This window comes from Longispora fulva (assembly GCF_015751905.1).
GTDB lineage: Bacteria > Actinomycetota > Actinomycetes > Mycobacteriales > Micromonosporaceae > Longispora > Longispora fulva.
Map to the genome: position 1 here is coordinate 3,163,924 of NZ_JADOUF010000001.1, position 18,995 is coordinate 3,182,918.

General features: G+C 70.1%; 20 protein-coding genes. 9 read left to right on the top strand and 11 right to left on the bottom strand.

What is annotated here, in order from left to right:
• Positions 1-303 carry a putative quinol monooxygenase gene (locus tag IW245_RS13895; RefSeq protein WP_197003594.1) on the top strand — a complete coding sequence of 101 codons (303 nt, stop codon included), beginning with the start codon at positions 1-3 and terminating at the stop codon, positions 301-303.
• A gap of 30 nt (positions 304-333) precedes the next feature.
• Here the strand turns inward: IW245_RS13895 and IW245_RS13900 are convergent, their stop codons facing one another.
• Complete coding sequence (locus IW245_RS13900; protein WP_197003595.1) at positions 334-1,350, bottom strand: methyltransferase; 1,017 nt, start codon at positions 1,348-1,350, stop codon at positions 334-336.
• 151 nt (positions 1,351-1,501) lie between these two features.
• Positions 1,502-2,086 carry a TetR/AcrR family transcriptional regulator gene (locus IW245_RS13905; protein WP_197003596.1) on the bottom strand — a complete coding sequence of 195 codons (585 nt, stop codon included), beginning with the start codon at positions 2,084-2,086 and terminating at the stop codon, positions 1,502-1,504.
• A 119-nt stretch (positions 2,087-2,205) separates the two neighbouring features.
• Between IW245_RS13905 and IW245_RS13910 the strand changes: the two genes are divergently transcribed.
• The 5 genes from IW245_RS13910 (at position 2,206) to IW245_RS13930 (ending at position 4,682) form a co-directional block, all read left to right on the top strand.
• Positions 2,206-2,550: a DUF1801 domain-containing protein gene (locus tag IW245_RS13910; protein ID WP_233473005.1), complete on the top strand. Its 345-nt coding sequence runs from the start codon at positions 2,206-2,208 to the stop codon at positions 2,548-2,550.
• Positions 2,551-2,628: 78 nt separating this feature from the next.
• Entirely contained in the window at positions 2,629-2,883 is a 255-nt protein-coding gene (locus IW245_RS13915; RefSeq protein WP_197008492.1) for a dihydrofolate reductase family protein, read from the top strand.
• 9 nt (positions 2,884-2,892) lie between these two features.
• Positions 2,893-3,543 carry a dihydrofolate reductase family protein gene (locus tag IW245_RS13920; RefSeq protein ID WP_197003597.1) on the top strand — a complete coding sequence of 217 codons (651 nt, stop codon included), beginning with the start codon at positions 2,893-2,895 and terminating at the stop codon, positions 3,541-3,543.
• Positions 3,544-3,578: 35 nt separating this feature from the next.
• Positions 3,579-4,355 carry an alpha/beta fold hydrolase gene (locus tag IW245_RS13925; RefSeq protein ID WP_197003598.1) on the top strand — a complete coding sequence of 259 codons (777 nt, stop codon included), beginning with the start codon at positions 3,579-3,581 and terminating at the stop codon, positions 4,353-4,355.
• 36 nt (positions 4,356-4,391) lie between these two features.
• Complete coding sequence (locus tag IW245_RS13930; RefSeq protein WP_197003599.1) at positions 4,392-4,682, top strand: DUF4287 domain-containing protein; 291 nt, start codon at positions 4,392-4,394, stop codon at positions 4,680-4,682.
• Between the two features lie 196 nt (positions 4,683-4,878).
• On the opposite strand, the gene IW245_RS13935 is transcribed toward IW245_RS13930, so the two are convergent.
• From IW245_RS13935 to IW245_RS13945, 3 genes are all read right to left on the bottom strand, one after another.
• Positions 4,879-5,457 (bottom strand): TMEM165/GDT1 family protein, encoded by a 579-nt coding sequence (locus IW245_RS13935; RefSeq protein ID WP_267920058.1) that lies wholly within the window; start codon positions 5,455-5,457, stop codon positions 4,879-4,881.
• A gap of 315 nt (positions 5,458-5,772) precedes the next feature.
• Complete coding sequence (locus IW245_RS13940) at positions 5,773-7,656, bottom strand: CopD family protein (RefSeq protein ID WP_197003600.1); 1,884 nt, start codon at positions 7,654-7,656, stop codon at positions 5,773-5,775.
• Positions 7,657-7,875: 219 nt separating this feature from the next.
• A complete protein-coding gene (locus IW245_RS13945; protein WP_197003601.1) occupies positions 7,876-8,310 on the bottom strand; it encodes a hypothetical protein in 435 nt (144 codons plus the stop codon).
• A gap of 451 nt (positions 8,311-8,761) precedes the next feature.
• Between IW245_RS13945 and IW245_RS13950 the strand changes: the two genes are divergently transcribed.
• Entirely contained in the window at positions 8,762-10,492 is a 1,731-nt protein-coding gene (locus tag IW245_RS13950; protein WP_197003602.1) for an RCC1-like domain-containing protein, read from the top strand.
• Positions 10,493-10,559: 67 nt separating this feature from the next.
• On the opposite strand, the gene IW245_RS13955 is transcribed toward IW245_RS13950, so the two are convergent.
• From IW245_RS13955 to IW245_RS13965, 3 genes are all read right to left on the bottom strand, one after another.
• Entirely contained in the window at positions 10,560-10,982 is a 423-nt protein-coding gene (locus tag IW245_RS13955) for a hypothetical protein (RefSeq protein ID WP_197003603.1), read from the bottom strand.
• A gap of 60 nt (positions 10,983-11,042) precedes the next feature.
• Positions 11,043-14,930, bottom strand: coding sequence for an SGNH/GDSL hydrolase family protein (locus tag IW245_RS13960; protein ID WP_197003604.1), 3,888 nt, complete (start codon positions 14,928-14,930; stop codon positions 11,043-11,045).
• Between the two features lie 72 nt (positions 14,931-15,002).
• A complete protein-coding gene (locus tag IW245_RS13965) occupies positions 15,003-15,461 on the bottom strand; it encodes a DUF2690 domain-containing protein (RefSeq protein ID WP_197003605.1) in 459 nt (152 codons plus the stop codon).
• 155 nt (positions 15,462-15,616) lie between these two features.
• Here IW245_RS13965 and IW245_RS13970 point away from each other — a divergent pair, with 155 nt between their 5' ends.
• A complete protein-coding gene (locus tag IW245_RS13970; RefSeq protein WP_197003606.1) occupies positions 15,617-16,078 on the top strand; it encodes a hypothetical protein in 462 nt (153 codons plus the stop codon).
• A 50-nt stretch (positions 16,079-16,128) separates the two neighbouring features.
• Here IW245_RS13970 and IW245_RS13975 read toward each other — a convergent pair whose 3' ends face one another.
• Both IW245_RS13975 and IW245_RS13980 read right to left on the bottom strand, forming a co-directional pair.
• On the bottom strand, positions 16,129-16,632 hold the full coding sequence (locus tag IW245_RS13975; protein ID WP_197003607.1) for an RICIN domain-containing protein: 504 nt from the start codon (positions 16,630-16,632) through the stop codon (positions 16,129-16,131).
• 264 nt (positions 16,633-16,896) lie between these two features.
• Positions 16,897-17,391: an FBP domain-containing protein gene (locus IW245_RS13980; protein ID WP_197003608.1), complete on the bottom strand. Its 495-nt coding sequence runs from the start codon at positions 17,389-17,391 to the stop codon at positions 16,897-16,899.
• A 69-nt stretch (positions 17,392-17,460) separates the two neighbouring features.
• Here IW245_RS13980 and IW245_RS13985 point away from each other — a divergent pair, with 69 nt between their 5' ends.
• Positions 17,461-18,027, top strand: a complete 567-nt coding sequence (locus tag IW245_RS13985; protein WP_197008494.1) for a TetR/AcrR family transcriptional regulator — start codon at positions 17,461-17,463, stop codon at positions 18,025-18,027.
• A 19-nt stretch (positions 18,028-18,046) separates the two neighbouring features.
• On the opposite strand, the gene IW245_RS13990 is transcribed toward IW245_RS13985, so the two are convergent.
• Complete coding sequence (locus IW245_RS13990) at positions 18,047-18,961, bottom strand: endonuclease/exonuclease/phosphatase family protein (RefSeq protein WP_197003609.1); 915 nt, start codon at positions 18,959-18,961, stop codon at positions 18,047-18,049.
• Between the last annotated feature and the right edge of the window lie 34 nt (positions 18,962-18,995).

Consider the following 18,995-nt stretch of genomic DNA (forward strand, 5'->3'; position numbering starts at 1 on the left):
GTGTTGTTCACCGTGGGAATCTGGACAGTGAAGCCCGGCCACGAGGACGCGTTCGTTGCCGAGTGGGAGGCCTTGGCCGACTGGACGGCGATGCGGTTCGAGGGACTCGGCGACGTCGCCCACCTGCTCCGGGACCGGGCGGATCCGCACCGCTACATCAGCTTCAGCGGGTGGCCCGACGCCGAGACCGTCGCCCTGTGTCGGGCCAGCCACGAATTCGGAAAACACTTCGACCGGCTCAACGAGCACCTGGACGGCTACGTGCCCGGCACTTTCGACATAGCCGCCGAGATCCACCCCTAGGTCCTCAGACCTGAGGAACTGCAGTGGGGTTCACGCTGGCCACCAGTGGCCGGCGAGGGTGTTGGGGACGGCTTCGATGACGCCTTCGGCGTGCGGGTCGCCGCCCTCGAGCCTGCGCGTGCGCATCACCTGGAAGCCGGCGGCGTCGAGCAGCGCCCGGTACTGCTCCTCGGTGCGGTCGTGCCCTTCGTGCTGCACGAGCATGACCAGGTCGACGAGGCTGACGTCGTCGGTGGTGAGATCCTCCAGGACCAGGAGGCGGGCGCATGGGCCCATGGCGTCGCGTACCCGGCGCAGGATCGTCAGGGCGTGCTCGTCGTTCCAGTTGTGCAGGCACCGGGCCAGGATGTAGGTGTCGCCACCTTCGGGCACGGTGTCGAAGAAGCTGCCGGCGACGAGGTCGACGCGGTCGGCCAGTCCGGCGTCGACGAACAGTTCGCGGGCCTGCTCGACGGCGGTGGGCAGCTCCTGCAGGACACCGCGCAGGTGCGGATGCGTCGCGAGGAGCTGGGCGAGGAGCCGGCCGGTACCGCCGCCGACATCGACGACGACCTTGGCCTCGGTGAGGTCGCAGCTGGCGAGGATCTCGGGGATCCGGTTGCGGCTCATCGACTCGTTCCAGGTGCGGGCGGCCTCGGCGTTGTCGTTGAGGTAGTCGTAGATCGGCTTGCCGGCCACCTTCTCGAAGCCGGGACGGCCGTGCAGCAGAGGATGCATGACCTCGGCGAAACAGCGGAACACGTCCTCGCCGTAGATGAGGGCCGTGCCGTGCATCGAGCCGGGTATGTCGCGCCGCATCAGGGCGGTCACCTCGGTGAGGGCGAACGTGTCGGGGGCGGGCTGCGCGAGAAGGCCCAGGTACACCAGGACCCGCAGCAGCCGGTGCAGCGCCTGCGGATCGGCCCCGCACTCCTCCGCGAGGTCCGCAGCCGGTCGCGGGCCGTCGGCGAGGAGGTCAGGGATCTCCAACTTCGCCAGGGCGTAACAGGCCTGGGCGATCCAGGTGCCCTGCAGGATGGTGAGAAGCTGTCCACGGGGGGCCGTCACGAGATTCTCCTTGACTCGTCAGGTACTTCCAGCCCTTGGACATCACCCCCAGCAGCGCCACCGTTACACACGAAAGTGAATTGAGCGGCGATAGACCGCATTCTCCGAAATAACAAACGCTTCGCCCGCCACGGTCTCCCGCTCGGGGCCACTAGCCCTGGGGCCGGAGTCCGTTGAGGCAGTAGTCGAGGAGGTCACCGACGTCCTGGGGGCGGAGGATGTCGGTGCCGAACAGGAGCCGGTAGTACAGCGGGGAGTAGAACATCTCGACCATGACCCGGGTCGGCACGTCGGCGCGGAGCTGGCCGTCGGCGACTGCTCTGGCCAGGCGCACCTCGCAGGCACGGGTGCGGGGTTCGATGATGGTGTCCAGGATCGCGGTGCCGATCGCCGGGGTGCTCTGCGCCTCGGCGATCGCACCCCGGAACACGACGCCGATGTCGCTGTTGAGCAGCCCGACGACCTCGGTGATCTGGGTACGCAGGTCGACGGTGATGTCGCCGGTGTCGGGGAAGTCGAGCACGTCGCCGATGTGGTCGTTGATCGCCTCGAGGGCCAGGGTGCCCTTGGACGGCCACCAGCGGTAGATGGTGGTCTTACCGACGCCGGCGGCTGAGGCGATGGCCTCGATGGTGACGTTGGCGTAGCCGTCGCGGGCGATCAGCTCGATGGTCGCGTCGAGGATGGCCCGGCGGGCCTGGGTATTGCGGCGTTCCGGGTTCGGGGCGGGAGTCACCGGGCGATCCTACCCCATTCGCGACACGCAACGTTTCGTGTTGACAAGATCAGCCGGCGGGGCCTAGGTTTCATCCACGCAACGACACGTAGCGTTTCGTCTAATCGGAGGTCGGAATTGTGGACGCCTATCTCAGCGCCCTGCCCGCGGGCCAGAGCGAGATCACCGACCAGCTCATCCCCCTGATCGAGACCGTGCTGCCCGGGCTTGGCGGGCTCTGGCACGGGCACCCGGTGTGGAGCCTCGGCCCGCGACCCGGCAAGACACCGGTCGCCTACCTGAAGGCCTACGGCACCTACGTGGCCTTCGGCCTCTGGCGCGGCCAGGAGATCACCGACGCCTCCGGCCGACTGGAGCCCGGCTCCCCGACCCGGGCCGCGGTGAAACTGCGCACCCCGGCCGACATCGACCCCACCCTGTTCATCAGCTGGCTGCGCGCGGCCCGCGACCTCGAGAAAGCCTGAAAGGCACCCTTCCCCAACCACCGCGCACGCGAACCCCTCCACCGGGTCGGCACGACCTTCACCTTCGTCACCGAAGGACTGAAAGCCGCACTCACCCTCGCGCGCGAAGCGGCCGGCGACAAGGACGTCTTCGTCTCCGGTGGCGCGAGTGTCGTCCAGCAGTGCATCAAGGCCGGACTCCTCGACGAACTACACCTGCACGAGACCCCGGTGCTCCTCGGCGACGGCATCCGACTGTGGGACGGCATCGGCGCCGACTGGAAAGACCTTCAGACGACCCGGGTCACCGCCGCCGATGGCGTCACCCACCTGTACTACCACTTCAACAGATAGGTACCTGCCATGAAACTGACCGTGACCACGTTCGTGTCCCTCGACGGCGTCCTGCAGGGCCCCGGCGGCCCCGAAGAGGACCGCACCGACGACTTCGACCTCGGCGGCTGGCTGATCCCCTACGCCGATGCGGGCTTCGGCGGCATCGTCGTTGACTGGATCTCAGACGCCGACGCCTTCCTCCTAGGCCGCCGCTCCTACCAGCTGCTGTCCTCGCACTGGCCGAACGTCACCGACCCGAACGATCCGATCGCCGCCAAACTCAACACCCTGCCCAAGTACGTGCCGTCGAGCACGCTGACCACACTGGACTGGGCCAACTCGCACCTGCTCACCGGCGACCTTGTCGAAGAGGTCACCAAACTCAAGGCCCAGCCCGGCCAGACACTCCAGGTACACGGCAGCGGACAGCTCATCCAGACCCTCCTCGCCGCCGGACTCGTCGACGAACTGCGGCTGCTCACCTTCCCGGTCGTCCTCGGCAAGGGCCAGCGGCTCTTCGAGGCCGGGGCCACCCCGGCCGCGTGGCGACTGACCGGGGTCAAGTCCACCGATGCCGGCATCATCGCCCACACCTATACCTACGCCGGCACACCCGCCCTCGGCAACATCGTCATCACCGACGGCCAGGAAGAACTGGTATCGACACAGGACGCCTGAACAGCCCATCTCATCGACCACGCAAGGAAACAACCATGAGCATGCAGACCGTCGTCTCCAGGGACGGCACCGAGATCGCCTACGACCGCTCCGGAAGCGGACCCGCGGTCATCATGATGGCCGCCGGACCGACCGACCACTGGGCACTGGCAGGCATCGCCGAACTTCTCGCCCAGAACTTCACCGTCTTCAACTACGACCGGCGCGGGCGCGGAGCCAGCGGCGACACCGCACCCTACGCGCCCGAGCGCGAGTACGAGGACCTCCAGGCCCTCATCACGGCCGCTGGCGGAAACGCCAGCGTGTTCGGCTCGTCAGGAGGGGGGATCCTCGCCCTTCAGGCCGCCGGGTGGGGCGTCGACATCGGCCGGCTCGCCATCTGGGAAGCCCCGTTCATCCTTGAGGGCAGCCGGCCCCCGGTCCGCGCGGACTACCGGCAGAACCTGGAGAAGCTCCTCGCCGCCGACCGCCGCGGCGACATGATCGAATCCTTCATGACCGACGCCGTCGGCATGCCCGCCGAGTTCGTCACCCCCATGCGCGACCTGCCCTTCTGGCCCAACATGGAGCGCATCGCGCACACCCTGGTCTATGACGCGATCATCATCGGCGACTGGTCACTGCCAGGCGGGCTGCCCGAAATCACGGTGCCCACACTCGTCATCGAGGGCGGCACGACCCCATGGCTGACCCAGTCCGCCGAAGCCCTCACCCGCGCACTTCCCCAAGCCCGCAAGACGGTCCTCCCCGGACAGACGCACGACGTCGAAGCAGCGGTCATCGCCCCGGTACTGGCCGAGTTCTTCGGCTAACAACGACTGACAGGGACGCCCTGAGAGGAGAAGGTCATGTCGTTCCAGGCGTATCTGGACGCGATAGAGAACACAACCGGCAAGACTCCGCGCGTGCTGGTCAAGGAGGCCAAGGAGCGTGGGTTCGACGCGGCCGAGGTGAAGGTCAGTGTGATCGTGGACTGGCTCAAGGACGAGTACGGCCTCGGCCGCGGGCATGCGATGGCCCTCGTCCACGTGATCAGGAAGGGGCCGACGATCGACGCGAAGCACGTCGGCTCCACCGGCTCACACCGTGACGCCTCCGACACCCTGTGGCTGGACGGCAAAGCCACCCGGCCCAGCTAGGAACTTCCACGTCACGACGACGATGCCCATGGTCTCCACCCGGGCATCGTCGTCGTGGGGTGTTGGGAGCCTGGGCGCCGGGGTCAGCTCCTGCCAGACGCCGCGCTGAAGTGTGGACTCGCGCTGACGGAGGTAGGCGATGACCCCGGCCCACCGCCGCGCGGGATCGGCACCCGACCGGTGCCCGAAAGGAGCGTCAGATCAGTGCGTCGACCGCGCGGATGAGGAGCACTGTGCCGAAGACCGCGAACAGGGCCGCCGCACCGAGGCGGATCGTGCGCTGCGGAAGGCGTCTGCCGAGGTGGTACCCGACGAGGATGGCCAACCCGTCGGCGGCGATCATGCCAGCCGTGGCACCTCCCCAGACCGCGACCGGGTTCCCGTTCGCCGCGAGGGTGAGGGACGCGAGCATCGTCTTGTCACCCAACTCGGACAGGAAGAACGTGGTGGCCACGCCCACGAGCACACTGCGTCCGACCCGCGCGCCCGGCACCGCCCCGTCGGCGTCGTCGCTCTCCGGGCGCACGGTCCAGGCGGCGAAGCCCAGGAACGCGCACCCTCCGGCGAGGGAGATCCAGGCGGTCGGCAGGGCCAGGCCCAGGCCGTAGCCAACCCCCACGGACACGGCGTGCACGCCGGCCGTCGCGACCGCGATGGCGGCGAGGACGGGCCAGGCCCGGTAGCGGGCGGCGAACGCCATCGCGGTCAGTTGGCTCTTGTCGCCCATCTCGGCGAGGAAGATCGCGCCGAACGACACGGCGAGGGTGGTGAACACGGGAGGTCCTTCCGGTCGGCCGGACCGGAGACACGCGAGACTCCGACCCGGCAGGTGACTGCCTGGGTCGAAGGTCTCGCCCACCCGACCGTGGCCGGGCCGTGCGACCGGGCGAGGATCCGCCAGTATGTCGACCGCACGTGTGGGGGCTACTCCCCTTCGCGCGGCCGACTGTACCGGCCGCGGCCACGGCCGGCCACCAGGTCGGCGAAGATCACAGCGCACTCACATGTCGACCGGGGTGGTCGTCGCCCCGCCACCGGTCAGCTGCACGCCGCAGTCGCTTTCGCGGTCGCTCAGTGGCCTGCCCCACGGTCAGCTCTCCGCCGCCGTGGCGAGTTCCGGCCTGGCGGCGCGTTTCGCGTTTCTGGTGCCCAGGTGGCGCGAGACGCGGGTTGCGGCCAGGAGCGTGAGGAGCACCAGGAGGAGTTCCGCGGCACCGAAACCCCAGGTGCTCCAGGTCGGGGTGACCGGCGGAGCCTTGGTCGCCTTCGCCGGCTTCGCGGCGACGCGTTCGGTGAACACCGCCGGCTCGTCCTGGCCGTTGACCGCGACCGCGACCCGCCAGTCGCCGACCATCGGGGTGTACAGGCCCGATACCCGGTAGTGCCCGTCGCCGAGCGCGACAGCCAGCACATCGGTTCTGGGCACCTTCAGCGTGTCCGAGCTGAAGGACACGGTGACCCGGTTGGCCGTGCTGTGCGCGACGGTGACGTCGTAGTCGGTGAGGCCGGGTTGCAGGCCCGAGGGCGTGAGGGAGACGGCCGCGGAACCGGCCGCCGCGGTTCGGGTGAGGTTGGCGGCGTTCTCCTGGTAGACCTGGTTGCGGGCCGAGCCGGACAGGAACGGCACGACGAACAGGACCGCCAGGCCCAGGACCACCTCGGCGAGGATGATCGCCCGGAAACGGCTGGTGACCAGGGTGAGTAACCGGTCGTCCCGGCCGAGTTCGCGGGCGGCGGCCATGCGGGGCAGAAGCCAGAACTGGTGGACGGCGCCCAGGAGCAGCAGCCCGCCGAACAGGATCAGCTTCACGGTCAGGGCCTGGCCGTAGACCGTGGTGAGGAGCTGGGACAGGTCACCGACGTGCTTCCAGTACAGCCACAGGCCGGACATGGTCAGCACGACCACGCTGATCATGGCCACGGTCGAGAACCGGCGGATCGCGGCGAACCAGAACGGTCGGCGGCTCCCGGCGGGCACCACGTTCGGGGCGGCGAGGACGACCAGGGCGACCATGCCGCCGATCCAGACGGCGGCACCCAACAGGTGCCCGAACGTGAACGTGTCGCCGATGGCCGTCAGGGTCAGGTCCGCCGGCTTCGAGGTCGGCAGCACCCGGGCGAGCAGCTCCACGAGACCCAGGGCCAGACCCGCCGCCAGCACCCACACCGGGGGCCTGCGACGCACCGCCATCGGCACCACGAGCAGGAACGCCAGCGCCGTCGCCGCCAGGCGCACGAACCACATCTGGCCCCCGTCGGCCGTGATCATGGTCCAGACCTTGCCGTAGGCGATGGTGCCCTTGCCCGCGCTGAAGGCCGCCTGGGTGACGGTCGCCGGAACGAACACCACGATCGACACGGCCGCCAGCCGCAGGAGCCGCCGGTCCACGGCCCCGCGCACGACCGCGGCGATCTCCGGGTCGGCGATCCGCCGCCCCGCCGACGAGGTGACCACGAAGCGGACCAGCAGGGCGCCGACGAAGACCATCACCGCCACCATGGGTACCCATGTGGTGAAGACCTTCTCCAACGGCGACGCCGCGAACACCGGTGCCGCGTGGGTCACCGCGACCGGGGAGGCGCCGCTGGGCTCGACCTGGAAGGCGAAGCTGCCCGTGCGCCGGTCCGCGAGGGACCACACGACGGTGTGGACGCCCTTGCCGAGCTTCGGGACCGCGAGCACGAGCGCGCCCGGGTCGGTGGCCGAGGCGGTCAGCGCCCCGCTGACGACCGGGACATGCTCGGCCGTGTACACCGTCGCGGTGCCGCCCTCGGGGTCGGCCGGCTCCGCGAACCGCACGACGACCTGCCCCGCCACGCCCGGCACGACGGCGTTGGCAGCCGGCTGGGTCGACACCGGCCCGGTACCGGGGTCGGCCACAGCGGTGCCGCCGAAGCCCGCTCCGAGGAACGCCACGACCATGGCGACGGTGACCGGCGCGAGTCGCCACGCTTGTCGCACCAGGGCACGCATGACTAAGGATAGGCTCATCATAGTTACGGGAGGCTAACCTAAGTCTTTGGCCGATGCACAGCGCCCAGCCCCATAACTCACCGTTGCCTTACGGCTACCCGGCCACCCGCGCCCCAGGTGGGGTGGCGCTCGATTGCACCTGGGGCCGGTTGCCGCACCAGCGGGCGCTCCAGGTCGTGGTTCCCGCCGGGACACGGCACCCGGTGGGAACCACGATGGTCAGCAGAACTTGATGATCGGGCTCTGCGCGGAGCCGTACGTCCCGCCGATGTGGTAGGTCATCTGCACGTTCCACTCACAGATCACCTTGGCGGTGTACGGGTCGAGCCACGTGTGGTACGTGGCCCAGCCGGCCCCGACCTGGTCGGGAGCAACGGTCGTGTACACGGAGCTGCCGGTGTGCTGCATCATGATCTGAATGGTCGGCACGCCGCCGTCGACGTTTCCAGCCCACCAGATCGTGCCGCTGATGTAGCCGTCACCGGAGGGGTAGGCGCAGGGGTTCATGCGAACACCGGTCCGAGAGTCGACGTAGTCCTTGGGCCTGCACCCGCCACCCGAACTGGCACTCGCGGGCTCGGCCGCCACGACAACGCCCATGGTGGCGACCGCGGCGGCGACGCCGAGCGCGGCGAAGCGACTGAATTTAGACATGATGCTCCTAAGGGGTGAGGGACGGTGCTGGTCACCGGGGGATTCGTTCGTGATTCCACCGTCTGGCCCATGTGCCCGTCGACTCGGTGAAACCGTCCCGGTCGGAATCTCCGTTGACGCTAACGCCCGCCCCTTACACCGCCCTTTCACTCGATCATGGAAGCCGGAACCATCCACTGACGACTCTTCATGGCCCAGGGGCGGGGACGGCCGTCCACCGGCGCACCCAAGGCAGCCGGGGCGGGGCGAGCAGGCACAGGACGCGACGGGGCTCCAGCCATCTCCGGAACCGGGGGTCGCGGACGTGGTTCTCGTCGCAGGAAGCTCACCTCTCGGAGTACGAGGCGGAGTCCCTGACGGTGGCAGTTTCGCGCGGGTTCCACTATGGGCAAGGCGCATGATTCCTCAGGAATCACCCCGGCCGTTTTACCACTTCTGTTAGCTTTGGGCCATGATTGCTGGCCTGGCTGTCCTGCCGCTGATCGCCGCTCTCCTCGTCGGACCGACAGCCCAGCCGCGCGCCGACCCCGGCATCCCGGCGACCTGGGGCGACAACCGGCACGGCCAGCTCGGCGACGGCACCACCGCCGGCCGCAACGTGCCCGGGCAGGTGTGCGCGGGCACGACCTGCCCCGGTCCGCTGGCCGGGGTGACTGCCGTGGAGGCCGGGCACACGCACACACTCGCCCTGCTCGATGACGGCACCGTACTCGCCTGGGGCGACAACGGCGGCGGCCGCCTCGGCGACGGCACCGCAACCGACCGACCGCACCCGACCCGGGTCTGCGCGGTCAGCGCGACCACGCCCTGCACCACCGCCCTGGCAAGGGTCCGCGCGATCTCCGCCGGCGGGAGCCACAGCCTCGCCGTGCTGGCCGACGGCACGGTCGCCGCCTGGGGCGACAACACCTACGGCCAGCTCGGCGACGGCACCACGACCAGCCGGAACACGCCCGTGCGGGTGTGCGCGGTGGTGACCAGCGGCCCGTGCGCCACGTTCCTGTCCGGGGTCGCGGCCGTCGCGGCCAGCGACACCCACAGCCTCGCCCTCCTCACCGACGGCACGGTCGTCAGCTGGGGCGACAACACCTACGGCCGGCTCGGCGACGGCACCGACACCATCCGGACCACCCCGGTGCCGGTGTGCGCGCTCAGCACCGGCACGCCGTGCGCGGCGTACCTGACCGGTGTGACCCGGGTCGACTCCGACGGCAACGACAGTCTCGCGCTGCTCGCCGACGGGACGATCGCCGCCTGGGGGGACAACTTCCAGGGCCAGCTCGGCGACGGTACCGTCACCGAACGGCGCACGCCCGTCCGGGTCTGCGCCGTCGGCACGGTCGCTCCCTGCGACCGGTACCTCACCGGGGTCACCGCGATCGCGGCCGGGGTGATCCACAATCTCGCCGTCGCCGACGGCGGGGTTGTCGGCTGGGGCGCGAACCCGGGCGGCCAACTCGGCGACGGCACGACCCACTACCCGGCCACCCCGGTGCGGACCTGCGCCGTCGGAGCCACCGCGCCCTGCGACCGGTTCCTCACCGGCGCCACGGCAGTGTCCGCGAGCGGCGGCAGCCTCGCGATCGCCGACGGAATGGCCCTGTCCTGGGGACAGAACAGCCTGGGCGAACTCGGCGACGGCACCAACACGGCGCACCTGAGCCCGACGCGGGTATGCGCGGTCGGCGAGTCAGCGCCCTGCGCCCGGTTCCTGACCGGGGTGCTGGCCATCTCCGCAGGGGACGGGCACGCCGTCGCCCTGACCGGCCGGCCCGCCGCCGACCTGTCGGTGTCCCTGACGGCCGATGTCGCGGCGGAACCGTCCACCGTCACCTACACGGTCGTCGTGACCAACGCTGGCCCCTCCCCCGCGACGAACGGCGAGGTCACGCTCCGGCTCTCGCACACGGCCCGCGCCACGACGGCTCCGGACTGCGCGCAGGAGGCCCGGTTGGTGCGTTGCCCGTTGCCGCCGCTGGATGTCGGGGCGTCGGTGACGCGCGCGGTGACGGTCACGCTGGATCCGTTGGCCGTGGCCGTGCCGTTGACGGCCACCGCGACGCTGGCAGGGGGTGAGCCTGCCGATCCGGAGCCGGCCAACGACAGTGCCACCGTGGACTGCCTCGCCGCGACATACCTCATCCTCGACTGCCCGGCCCCCGCGCCCGCACGGATGCCGTGAGCACCCGGTCGCGGCCGCATCGGTGACTGCCAGCGGCCGGTGTGCCGCTACCGGTTCGACCCACCGGTCATGATGATGGCGTGAGCGGCGGACACCGGTCGAGTCTGATCGCCCGGGGTGCCACAGGCGTGGCTGCCGGCCGGTCGGCCTCGAGCCGGAAACAGTCATGCTCCATCACCGAGCCGCCCAGCCCCGAACCCTTGGCCGAGAACTCGGCGACGACCACCAGCACAGTCGGCCGCAATTCGTAGGACCGAACGTCGCCGCCATGGTCGCCCACCAGCCGCACCGCGGCCGGCTCGGTCGCGTCGGGCTGACCGGCCAGGGCTGTGGCCGCCTCCTGCGCGTTGGCCCGGACGTGTTCGGACAGCTCCCGGTCGCGGTCCTCGAACCGGCCGGGCAGGATGAACTGGACAAAGACGAAGACGCCCACGATGGCGAACAGGGCCAGCCACAGCAGGCCGAGGACCACTCGACCGAGTCTGTTCACGCGCGCTCCCTGGGTCGGGCTCCGGGTGGGGCGAGGTGCGCCCCACCCGAAGCTACCTGGTCATGGTTGTGGGTAGGGGATGGTGAGGAGTCTGCCTCGGACCACGTTCGCGTACGCGGTGGTGCCGGCGGCGTTCGGGTGGAACGATTCACGGCTCGCGCAGATGTCGGTGTCGAACAGACACACCCGCGACGGCCTGTCACCACCGTGGAAGTCGCCCTCACCGTTCGGCCCGGGCGTGATGGCGTTGATCCACGGAGTCGGGTCGCACGCCGCGTGGTCGGCGAACGCGTTCTTGGGTGAGGCGTGGGCGATTCGGACCCCGGCCTGGTTGAGCCGGGACACGAGGGCGAGTTGCTGGGTCTCCATGTAGTCGGCGAGTTCCCCCATCGCGCTCGCCTCGCTCAGGTCGATATATCCGCCTCCGGCGCACTTCACCCACGGGCTGATCGGCGCTGGATACCCGACGAAGACGATCTGGGCGTGCGGCGCCTTCTCGGAGATCTTCCGCAGCTGCGCGGAGACATAGCTGTTATCCGCCAGGGTGGCGTCGATGTCAGCCTTGTGTCGGGACATGAAGGTGCTGTCCTTGGTGCAGTTCGAGGGGTAGGAGCACTCCTCGAACGCCTTGGTGAAGCCCGCGTCGTTCCCTCCGATGCTGATCGTCACCAGGGTGGTGTTCCCGTCGAGCACGCCGGAGTCGATCTGAGGCATCTCCCGGTACTGCCCGTCACCCAACTCGTAGTGCTCCGGACTCTGCGTCCAGTACGCCGGCAGGGGATTGTGGGTCGTCAGGTCGTAGGCCCACGCCCCGGAGCAGGCCACGAAGGCGAACTCCAGGCTCGGGTCGAAGGCGTCGGCCCGGGTCCCGACCGGTGTGGTGTTCGCGCCCGGCAGGACCATCTTCCGGCTCCACGCGTCCCGGCTGCGCCGGCAGGCGTTCCACTCCGGCGTGCCGTGGTTGGCGTCGGTCTCCCGGTAGTAGTTGCCGGCCCCCTCACCCGAGGAGTAGGAGTCGCCCATCGCCACCACGAAGTGCTCGGGCTTGCCGGCCAGCGGCTGCACCGCCACCGCGTCCCAGGCGATGTCCTCCACGCCCCGACCGTCCTGGGTCACGGTCGAGAGGCGGATCTTGGGGGTACCGGCGAACTGGTACACCCCGAGCGACATCCACCGGTTCTCCTGCGTGTTCTGCGACAGGTACCGGAACTTGCTGAACGTGTTGTCGCCCAGGTCGATCTCGTAGCGGGCCTGCTGGGTGTGCGCGCCGGTGTCGGGCAGGTGCACCAGCACCCTCGCCCACTGGGTCAGCGGCCGGTCCAGCGTCCAGGTGCCGGTCGTCTCCAGCTTGCCGGCCTCGTCGTTGATCGTGCGGGTGTGGCCGAACCAGAAGTGCCCGCCGTACCCGCCGCCGAGCTGGTGGAAGTCCACCTTCGAGGGGTACAGACCGGCCGAGTCGGAGCTGAACCGGAGTCCGAAGGTCCCATTGCTGCCCATCGGCCCGCAGTCCGGCCGCGTGGAGGGCGTCCCGGCCGGCACGTCGTCGATCACCAGCGCGCCCGCGGGCAGGCCGGAGTTGTCGCACCTCGGCGGGTAGCTGGTCGCGTCGGGCTGGTACTCCCAGCCCGGGTCGAACCGGAGGATCTCGTTGCCGACAGCGCTGTCGGCCTTCCACCGGGTCGACGCGTGGTACCAGCACTTCAGGTCGAAGTACCCGCTGGCGTCGCGGTGCGCGCAGGCGCCGGCGGGTTCGCCGTACACCTCCGAGTCGCCGTTACAGGTGCCGCTGCCGTCGCAGCCGGGCAGGTTGTGCGCCCCGGGCACACACTGGTCGGTGGCGTCACAGAACTGGGTGATCGCCGGCTTCACGGCCGTCCGGTCGTCCGAGGAACTCCACCACGCGGGGCGGAAACCGGAGACCGTGTGGTCCGGGCCGTCGAGCAACTCCGGCGGGTGGCCTGCGAAACCGAGGACCTTCTCCTGGTACGGCCAGTCCTGCGGATGCGCCGCGTCGGCGTAGGTCTGGTCGAGGAACGCCGTCCGGTCGGGCTTGAACCGCGGGTTGACCGGGTTGTTGCCCCAGCCGACGCCCCACGGCGAACCGTCGCCGTTGTCCATGTGGAAGCCCGAGTTGTAGGCCCACAGCGCGTAGTACCAGTTCTCGATGCCGCCCGGGTTCCCGTCGTTGACGGTCATGCCGTTGTTGCGGGTCTGGTTCCACTTGCCCTGCAGCACCCGGGCCCCGGCCGCGATGTTGGCGGCGAAGTCGAGCGCGACGGCCCGCTGCGTCTGGTACGGCAGCGCGGTCTCGTGCTCCTTCTCGTGCCCGGCGAGCCGCATGCCGTCGGTCATCTGGGTGACGCCGTAGCCGCAGTCGGCGTCGGCCCACTTGATGTCCCAGTCGTCGGCGGCCGTGCCGTTGTAGATGTCGCGGCCGTAGAAGTTGCCGATCAGCGGGGTGGCGGTCTGGCCGGGGATCGCGACCCGCGACGCCTGCCACATGTTCGACTCCTGGGCGATGACGCCCAGCATCACCTGCGACGGGACCCGCCCGCCACCGATCAGGTCGATCGGCGGGAACAGGGTCAGCGGCGAGTACGCCGGCATGCCGAGGTTCTTCCAGTTGGCCGGCCGGTCCGCGTACGGCGTACCCGTGATCGCCTGGTCCACGGCCCACTCCACCTGCCGGGGCTTGGGCTGCATCGCCATGTTACGCGGATCGTTGCGGGGCACGGCGCAGTACCGCTCCGCCTCCACCGGGTCGGTCGGCGATCCGAGGGCGGCCAGCCCGCGCGGCGCGGCGGCCGTGCCGAGCTTCGGGTGCGGCGCACCACCGCTGGCCCCCGGCGCGTCGGGGGTGACCTGGAAGGTGGTGGCCTTGCCCGTGCCGAGCGCCTTCGCGTCCAGCTCGACCCGCTGCGGCGCCGCCGGGTCACCGGTCGTCGTCCGTGGCGTGTTGCGCAGGCTCACGGCCAGCTGCCCGTGCGAGGAGACCACCGACCCGGTCGGCGCCGACACGGCGGTCACGCTCTTGGGCAGCGCGTACACCTTGTCGGCCTTGCCGGTCAGGAACAGCCTGCCGCCGGCCCCCTGCTGGGTGCCGAACGCTGCCAGCTTGCCCTCGGCGACTGTCCGGGCTCCCGCTCCCGGTTTCGCCTCGCTGCGCAGGACTCGGGCCCGATCGCCCTCGCGGTCCATGAACACCACACCGCCGTCGGCGTCGGCGTGCACGTTGAACGGGGTACTGTGCGCGGCGGCCAGCCCCGTGAGCTTCCCGTCCCGACCCACCTTGACCAGCCGGTTCGCGCCGGCGGCGACGATGCCGTCCCTGGTCGGCACCGCCGAGGTCACCTCGCCGGTCACCACGATCGGCGTGCCGAGCTGTCCGGTGACCGCGTCGATCTCGATCAGCCGGACCTGGGGCCGGTCCTCGGCGCCGCGGCCCGAGCCGAGCTGGGTGACGACGGCGGACTCACCGGCGCCGCACCCCGGGCTGAAGTAGGCCAGCGAGGACTGGACCGGCAGTTTGCGGACCTGACCGGTCGTCAGGTCGACGACGGCGGTGAAGCCACCCCGGTCGAACAGGTCCCGCCTGTTGGTGAACGTCCTGGGCGCGTACGTGACGACCAGCCGCTGGGCTGACCCGGTCAGGCAGGCGTTGCCGACCCAATGGTCGGCGTCGAAGCCGGGCTCGGCGAGGCTCGCGACGGTCCGCCACGCGTAGCCCTCCCTGGCCGGGGCCGTGAGGATGTGCAGCCCGCTCGCGTCCGAGGTCGTGGTCCAGGCCAGGTCCGCGGACTTCTTCCAGTCCTTCGGCAGCCAGTCCTTGTTCTGCGGCTTCGCCGAAGGGGTCGGGGTCGGCGCGGCCTGAGCCACCCCCGGCACCAGCACCCCCAGTGCAACGCTGACGGCCACCCAGCCGGGTAACCGCCGTCTTGCTCTTGACATATCTCTCCTTTCAGGACATGACGGGTCACCGGTCGGCCCCTGCGGGGCCGACCGGTGACGTCCGTTCTGGATCTAGTAGAGGGGGGTGCAGACGGTCCCGCCGCTGGCGGGCACACCGATGCAGGCCTTGGCCAGCTTCCTGTGGTCGTCGAACATGAGGCTGTAGTTCGCGCTGCCGACCTGGTATGTCGCGCCGTCCGACCGCTCGATCCGACCGTAGTAGGGGACCGAGCTGCGCGCCCACACCGTCTCGCAGTTCTTGCTGTAGCGCAGCTCCACGATGTACCCCTGGCCGGCGTTCGCCGTGTAGACGGTGCGCGCGTCAGCCGCGCACGCCGCGGCGTTCTGGCCCTCGAGCCAGATCGGGGTGGTCGGGTCCACTCCGTCACAGGAGGGACCGCAGTAGTCGCCGGCCGGGTTGGCCTGCGGCGTCACGACACCCGACGCCGAGGCCGGCGCGGCGAGGCCGGTCAGTGCGGTGGCGACCACGATGGACACGCTGAACCAGCGCCCGAAATTACGCACAGTCATCTTGTTGCTCCAATATTTACGCACCTGCCCCGTTAGCCAGTGCATTCATGGAGTATGTTGAGTGTTCATGATCAACTTTGCCCCGGACGCGGAGAGGAGTATCACCCCAAACGGGGCAGACTGGATTCGCTTGATGGGGTATTGAGATGCCGAGCATGCCGCGCGAAGAGGACTGGACCGCGCCACCGTTGAACGTCGACGAATTCGTCACCGTCGCGGGGCGCGTCGCCGACACCCTCACGGAGATGTCCGCACGAACGGTCATCGTCACCGGCGTATCCGCGGACCACTGGCCAGAACCGTCCGAGCAGACGATCGCCATCATGGGCGCACCCGTCGACACCGGTCCCGCGCCGATCGGCGTCACGTTCGAATGCGACAGTGCGGTGATCGCGATCCAGGTGGACCCCCGGACGTCACCATGGGAACTGGCGGCACGGCTGGCCGGGGAGATCGTCGACCACGCGGCAACCGAGTGGTGGGGAGAACCGTATCCCCCGTGCCCGCGTCACAACAGACATCCCCTCAGGCTCGTACCCGGCAGCGACGCGCTCTACTGGGCCTGTCCCCACCAGCTCGACCGCAACCTCGCCACAGTCCTCAACGGGCCCGCGTAGCAGGCCCGGCCCCGGGCTGCCGACCACCGCCCGGGACCGGGAGCCGCCGGTTACGCCTGGTGCCAGAGCTGGGCCGACTCGGCGCGGCAGTCATCCACCTTGATCGTGGCCCCGTTGCGGTAGGAGAACGGGACGAGGGCCAGGCAGGCGTTGGTCAGGCCGCCGTTGACGAGGTTGTAGTGACCGTTCCAGTCGGCCAGGTCCCACCGCCACCACCGGCGGGGATTGCCGCCGTCACAGGGCTGCTGGTCGATGACGTCGTCCCACCGCACGTTCATGCACAACCCGCTTCTCTGGTTCACGAGGATCATGAAGCCGTTGTTCAACTGGACCGAGGCCCACAGCTGGTTGTCGTCGTTCTCACAGCCCCACTGGTGCACGATCGCACCACTGGACCTGGATTTGTCGGCCACGTCGGCGCACTTGTTGGTCGCGTCGTTGACGATCTCGAAGTACTCGCCCGACGAGGCCTGGGCCGGCGCGGCCTGCGCCACCCCGCCGACGAGCATGCCGGTGACGGCGGTGAGCAGGGCAAGGGTCGCTCGTAAACGCATGTGTACCTCCTGTAGGGGGGTGCGACGCTGGGTCGCGGTCCCACCCTGACAGCGGGGACTCGAACGGGGCTGCAACGGCCCTGCAAAACCGGCTGCGGTGATCGGGCCGGGTGGTCGGCGAGGTCAGCTCCTGCCCGGATGGGCGGCGGACGGCCCGGCCCCGAACCGGCCGGGCCCGACATCACCCGGTCGGCCGGCGCGGCCAAGTGGTCCTCGCAGCTGGGCAGGTCTGACCGCGTCGGCGCGGCGCACCCGTCGCACGGCTCACCCGGCGACGATCCTGTCCAGGAACGCGGTCACCTTGGCCGTGGTCCTCGCGGCCTTCTCCTCCACCGTGAGCGACTCGTGGATGCGCCCGCCGCCGGGCCGGGTCTCCTTCTTCCCGCGCACGTAGAGCGAGCAAGCCAGGTCGGTGCAGATGTAGGTGCCCACGGAGTTGCCCAGTCGCCCTTCCGCCCCCGCCTTGCGCGCGGTCATCAGCGAGACGCCGTCGCCGGGGTGGGTGGTCAGGCACAGCGAGCACAGGCTGGCCTGCCCGGTCCGCGGCGCGGCCCGCCGCAGGGCCACGCCGACGAGGCCGTCGCCGACCTCGGCGACCAGGTAGGCCCGCTCCAGCGACGCCGGGTCCCGCCAGCCGAGGAAGTCCAGGTCGTCCCACGGCCGGGCGTCCAGATCCCTGGGCACGGCCAGTCGCTTCGCCTCGCCCTTGGTGCAGTTGACGAATGACGCGCGAATGTCGCGCTCGGTTACCGGTCTCATAGTCGGGTAAGCTAATCTTCCTAGGAGTATTAGGCAAATGATTAATGGCTCTAGGTGATGACGGTGACCATGGCACGTGCGGGGCTGACCACGGAACGCCTGACCCTCGCGGCGGCGGACCTGGCCGACGAGGTCGGTTTCGACAACGTGACCGTCTCGGCGCTCGCGCGCGGATTCGGCGTCAAGGACGCGAGCCTGTACTCCCACATCAGAAACGCCCACGACCTGCGGTCCAGAGTGGCGGTGCTGGCCCTGGCCGAACTCGCCGACCGGGTCGCCGCCGCGCTCGCCGGGCGCGCCGGCAAGGACGCGCTCGTCGCCTTCGCGAACGCCTACCGGGACTACGCGAGAGAACATCCCGGGAAGTACGCCGCGACGCAATTCCCGCTCGACCCGGAGACGGCGGCGGCGAGTGCGGCGGGGCGGCACGCGGAGATGACGCGGGCGATCCTGCGCGGCTACGCGTTGTCGGAACCGGACCAGACCGACGCGGTGCGGCTGCTGCACAGCACATTCCACGGGTACGTGAGCCTGGAGGCGGCGGGGGCGTTCCGCCCACCGAGGGAGGCGGCTGTCTCGTGGTCGCGGGCCCTCGACGCGCTGGACACGGTCCTCAGAAACTGGCCGCCCGCCTGAACAGGCCACGCCCACCGGTTCACCGGCCGCCGGTCACCAGTCTGACGTGCGCGGCGATCGGCACATGGTCGCTCGTGGTCGCCGGCAACGCCCACAGCTCCGTCACGGTCGCCGACCGGGCCATGACCTGGTCGATCCGCGCCACGGGAAATGCCGCCGGCCAACTGAACGCGAACCTCGTCCCCGGCACGCTCATCCCGGCCCGGACCGGAGCCAGGCCCCGGTCGTCCACCGTGCTGTTGAGGTCCCCCAGCAGGATCACCCGGTCGATCGGCTCTGCCGCGAGCGCCGCGGCCAGCAGAGCGGCGCTCTCGTCCCTGCGCGTCGTGCGCAGCCCGTCCGGGCCGAGGCGGACCGAGGGCAGGTGGGCCACGTACACGGCGATGTCGCCCTCCGGGGTCGTGGCCGTCGCCCGCAGTCCACGGCTCCAGCCCTCGCCGATGTCGTGGGGCCGGATGTCGACGGGGCGCACGTCGGTGAGGGGGAATCTCGACCAGAGCCCGACGGTGCCGATCACGGCGTGGTGGGGGTAGGCCGGCGCCAGGGCCGCGTCGTAGGCCGGCAGCGTCACCTCCTCGAGCGCGACGAGGTCGGCATGGGCGGCGAGGAGGGCTCTGGCGGTACCCGTCGGATCGGGGTTCTCGTCGTTGACGTTGTGCTGCACCACGGTGAGGTCGGGGGCCGGCGGGTGGTCGGGAAGCAGGGAACCGCCGAAGAGGGCGAGCCAGGCGGCGACGGGCAGCGCGAGGGCGACGAGCGCGGCCGTCGCGCGGCGCGGCAGCGCGAAGGCCAGGAGGATCGGGACGGCCAAGCCCAGCCACGGGAGGTAGGTCTCCAGCAGGCTGCCCAGGTGGCCGGGCGTGTTGGGGACGGCGGCGTGGAACACCAACAGGCAGCCGACCAGCACGGCCAGCGCGGGGATGGTCCACTTCATCCGTCGTCCCCTCACGTCGTCGTCACGGAGCCGC

Excerpts from the sequence above, each read along its gene's own strand:
- IW245_RS13920 (WP_197003597.1), top strand. The coding sequence starts at position 2,893 with ATGAAACTGACCGTGACCACGTTCGTGTCCCTCGACGGCGTCCTGCAG.
- IW245_RS13925 (WP_197003598.1), top strand. The coding sequence starts at position 3,579 with ATGAGCATGCAGACCGTCGTCTCCAGGGACGGCACCGAGATCGCCTAC.
- IW245_RS13930 (WP_197003599.1), top strand. The coding sequence starts at position 4,392 with ATGTCGTTCCAGGCGTATCTGGACGCGATAGAGAACACAACCGGCAAG.
- IW245_RS13940 (WP_197003600.1), bottom strand. The coding sequence starts at position 7,656 with ATGCGTGCCCTGGTGCGACAAGCGTGGCGACTCGCGCCGGTCACCGTC.
- IW245_RS13945 (WP_197003601.1), bottom strand. The coding sequence starts at position 8,310 with ATGTCTAAATTCAGTCGCTTCGCCGCGCTCGGCGTCGCCGCCGCGGTC.
- IW245_RS13950 (WP_197003602.1), top strand. The coding sequence starts at position 8,762 with ATGATTGCTGGCCTGGCTGTCCTGCCGCTGATCGCCGCTCTCCTCGTC.
- IW245_RS13960 (WP_197003604.1), bottom strand. The coding sequence starts at position 14,930 with ATGTCAAGAGCAAGACGGCGGTTACCCGGCTGGGTGGCCGTCAGCGTT.
- IW245_RS13965 (WP_197003605.1), bottom strand. The coding sequence starts at position 15,461 with ATGACTGTGCGTAATTTCGGGCGCTGGTTCAGCGTGTCCATCGTGGTC.
- IW245_RS13970 (WP_197003606.1), top strand. The coding sequence starts at position 15,617 with ATGCCGCGCGAAGAGGACTGGACCGCGCCACCGTTGAACGTCGACGAA.
- IW245_RS13975 (WP_197003607.1), bottom strand. The coding sequence starts at position 16,632 with ATGCGTTTACGAGCGACCCTTGCCCTGCTCACCGCCGTCACCGGCATG.
- IW245_RS13980 (WP_197003608.1), bottom strand. The coding sequence starts at position 17,391 with ATGAGACCGGTAACCGAGCGCGACATTCGCGCGTCATTCGTCAACTGC.
- IW245_RS13985 (WP_197008494.1), top strand. The coding sequence starts at position 17,461 with ATGGCACGTGCGGGGCTGACCACGGAACGCCTGACCCTCGCGGCGGCG.
- IW245_RS13990 (WP_197003609.1), bottom strand. The coding sequence starts at position 18,961 with ATGAAGTGGACCATCCCCGCGCTGGCCGTGCTGGTCGGCTGCCTGTTG.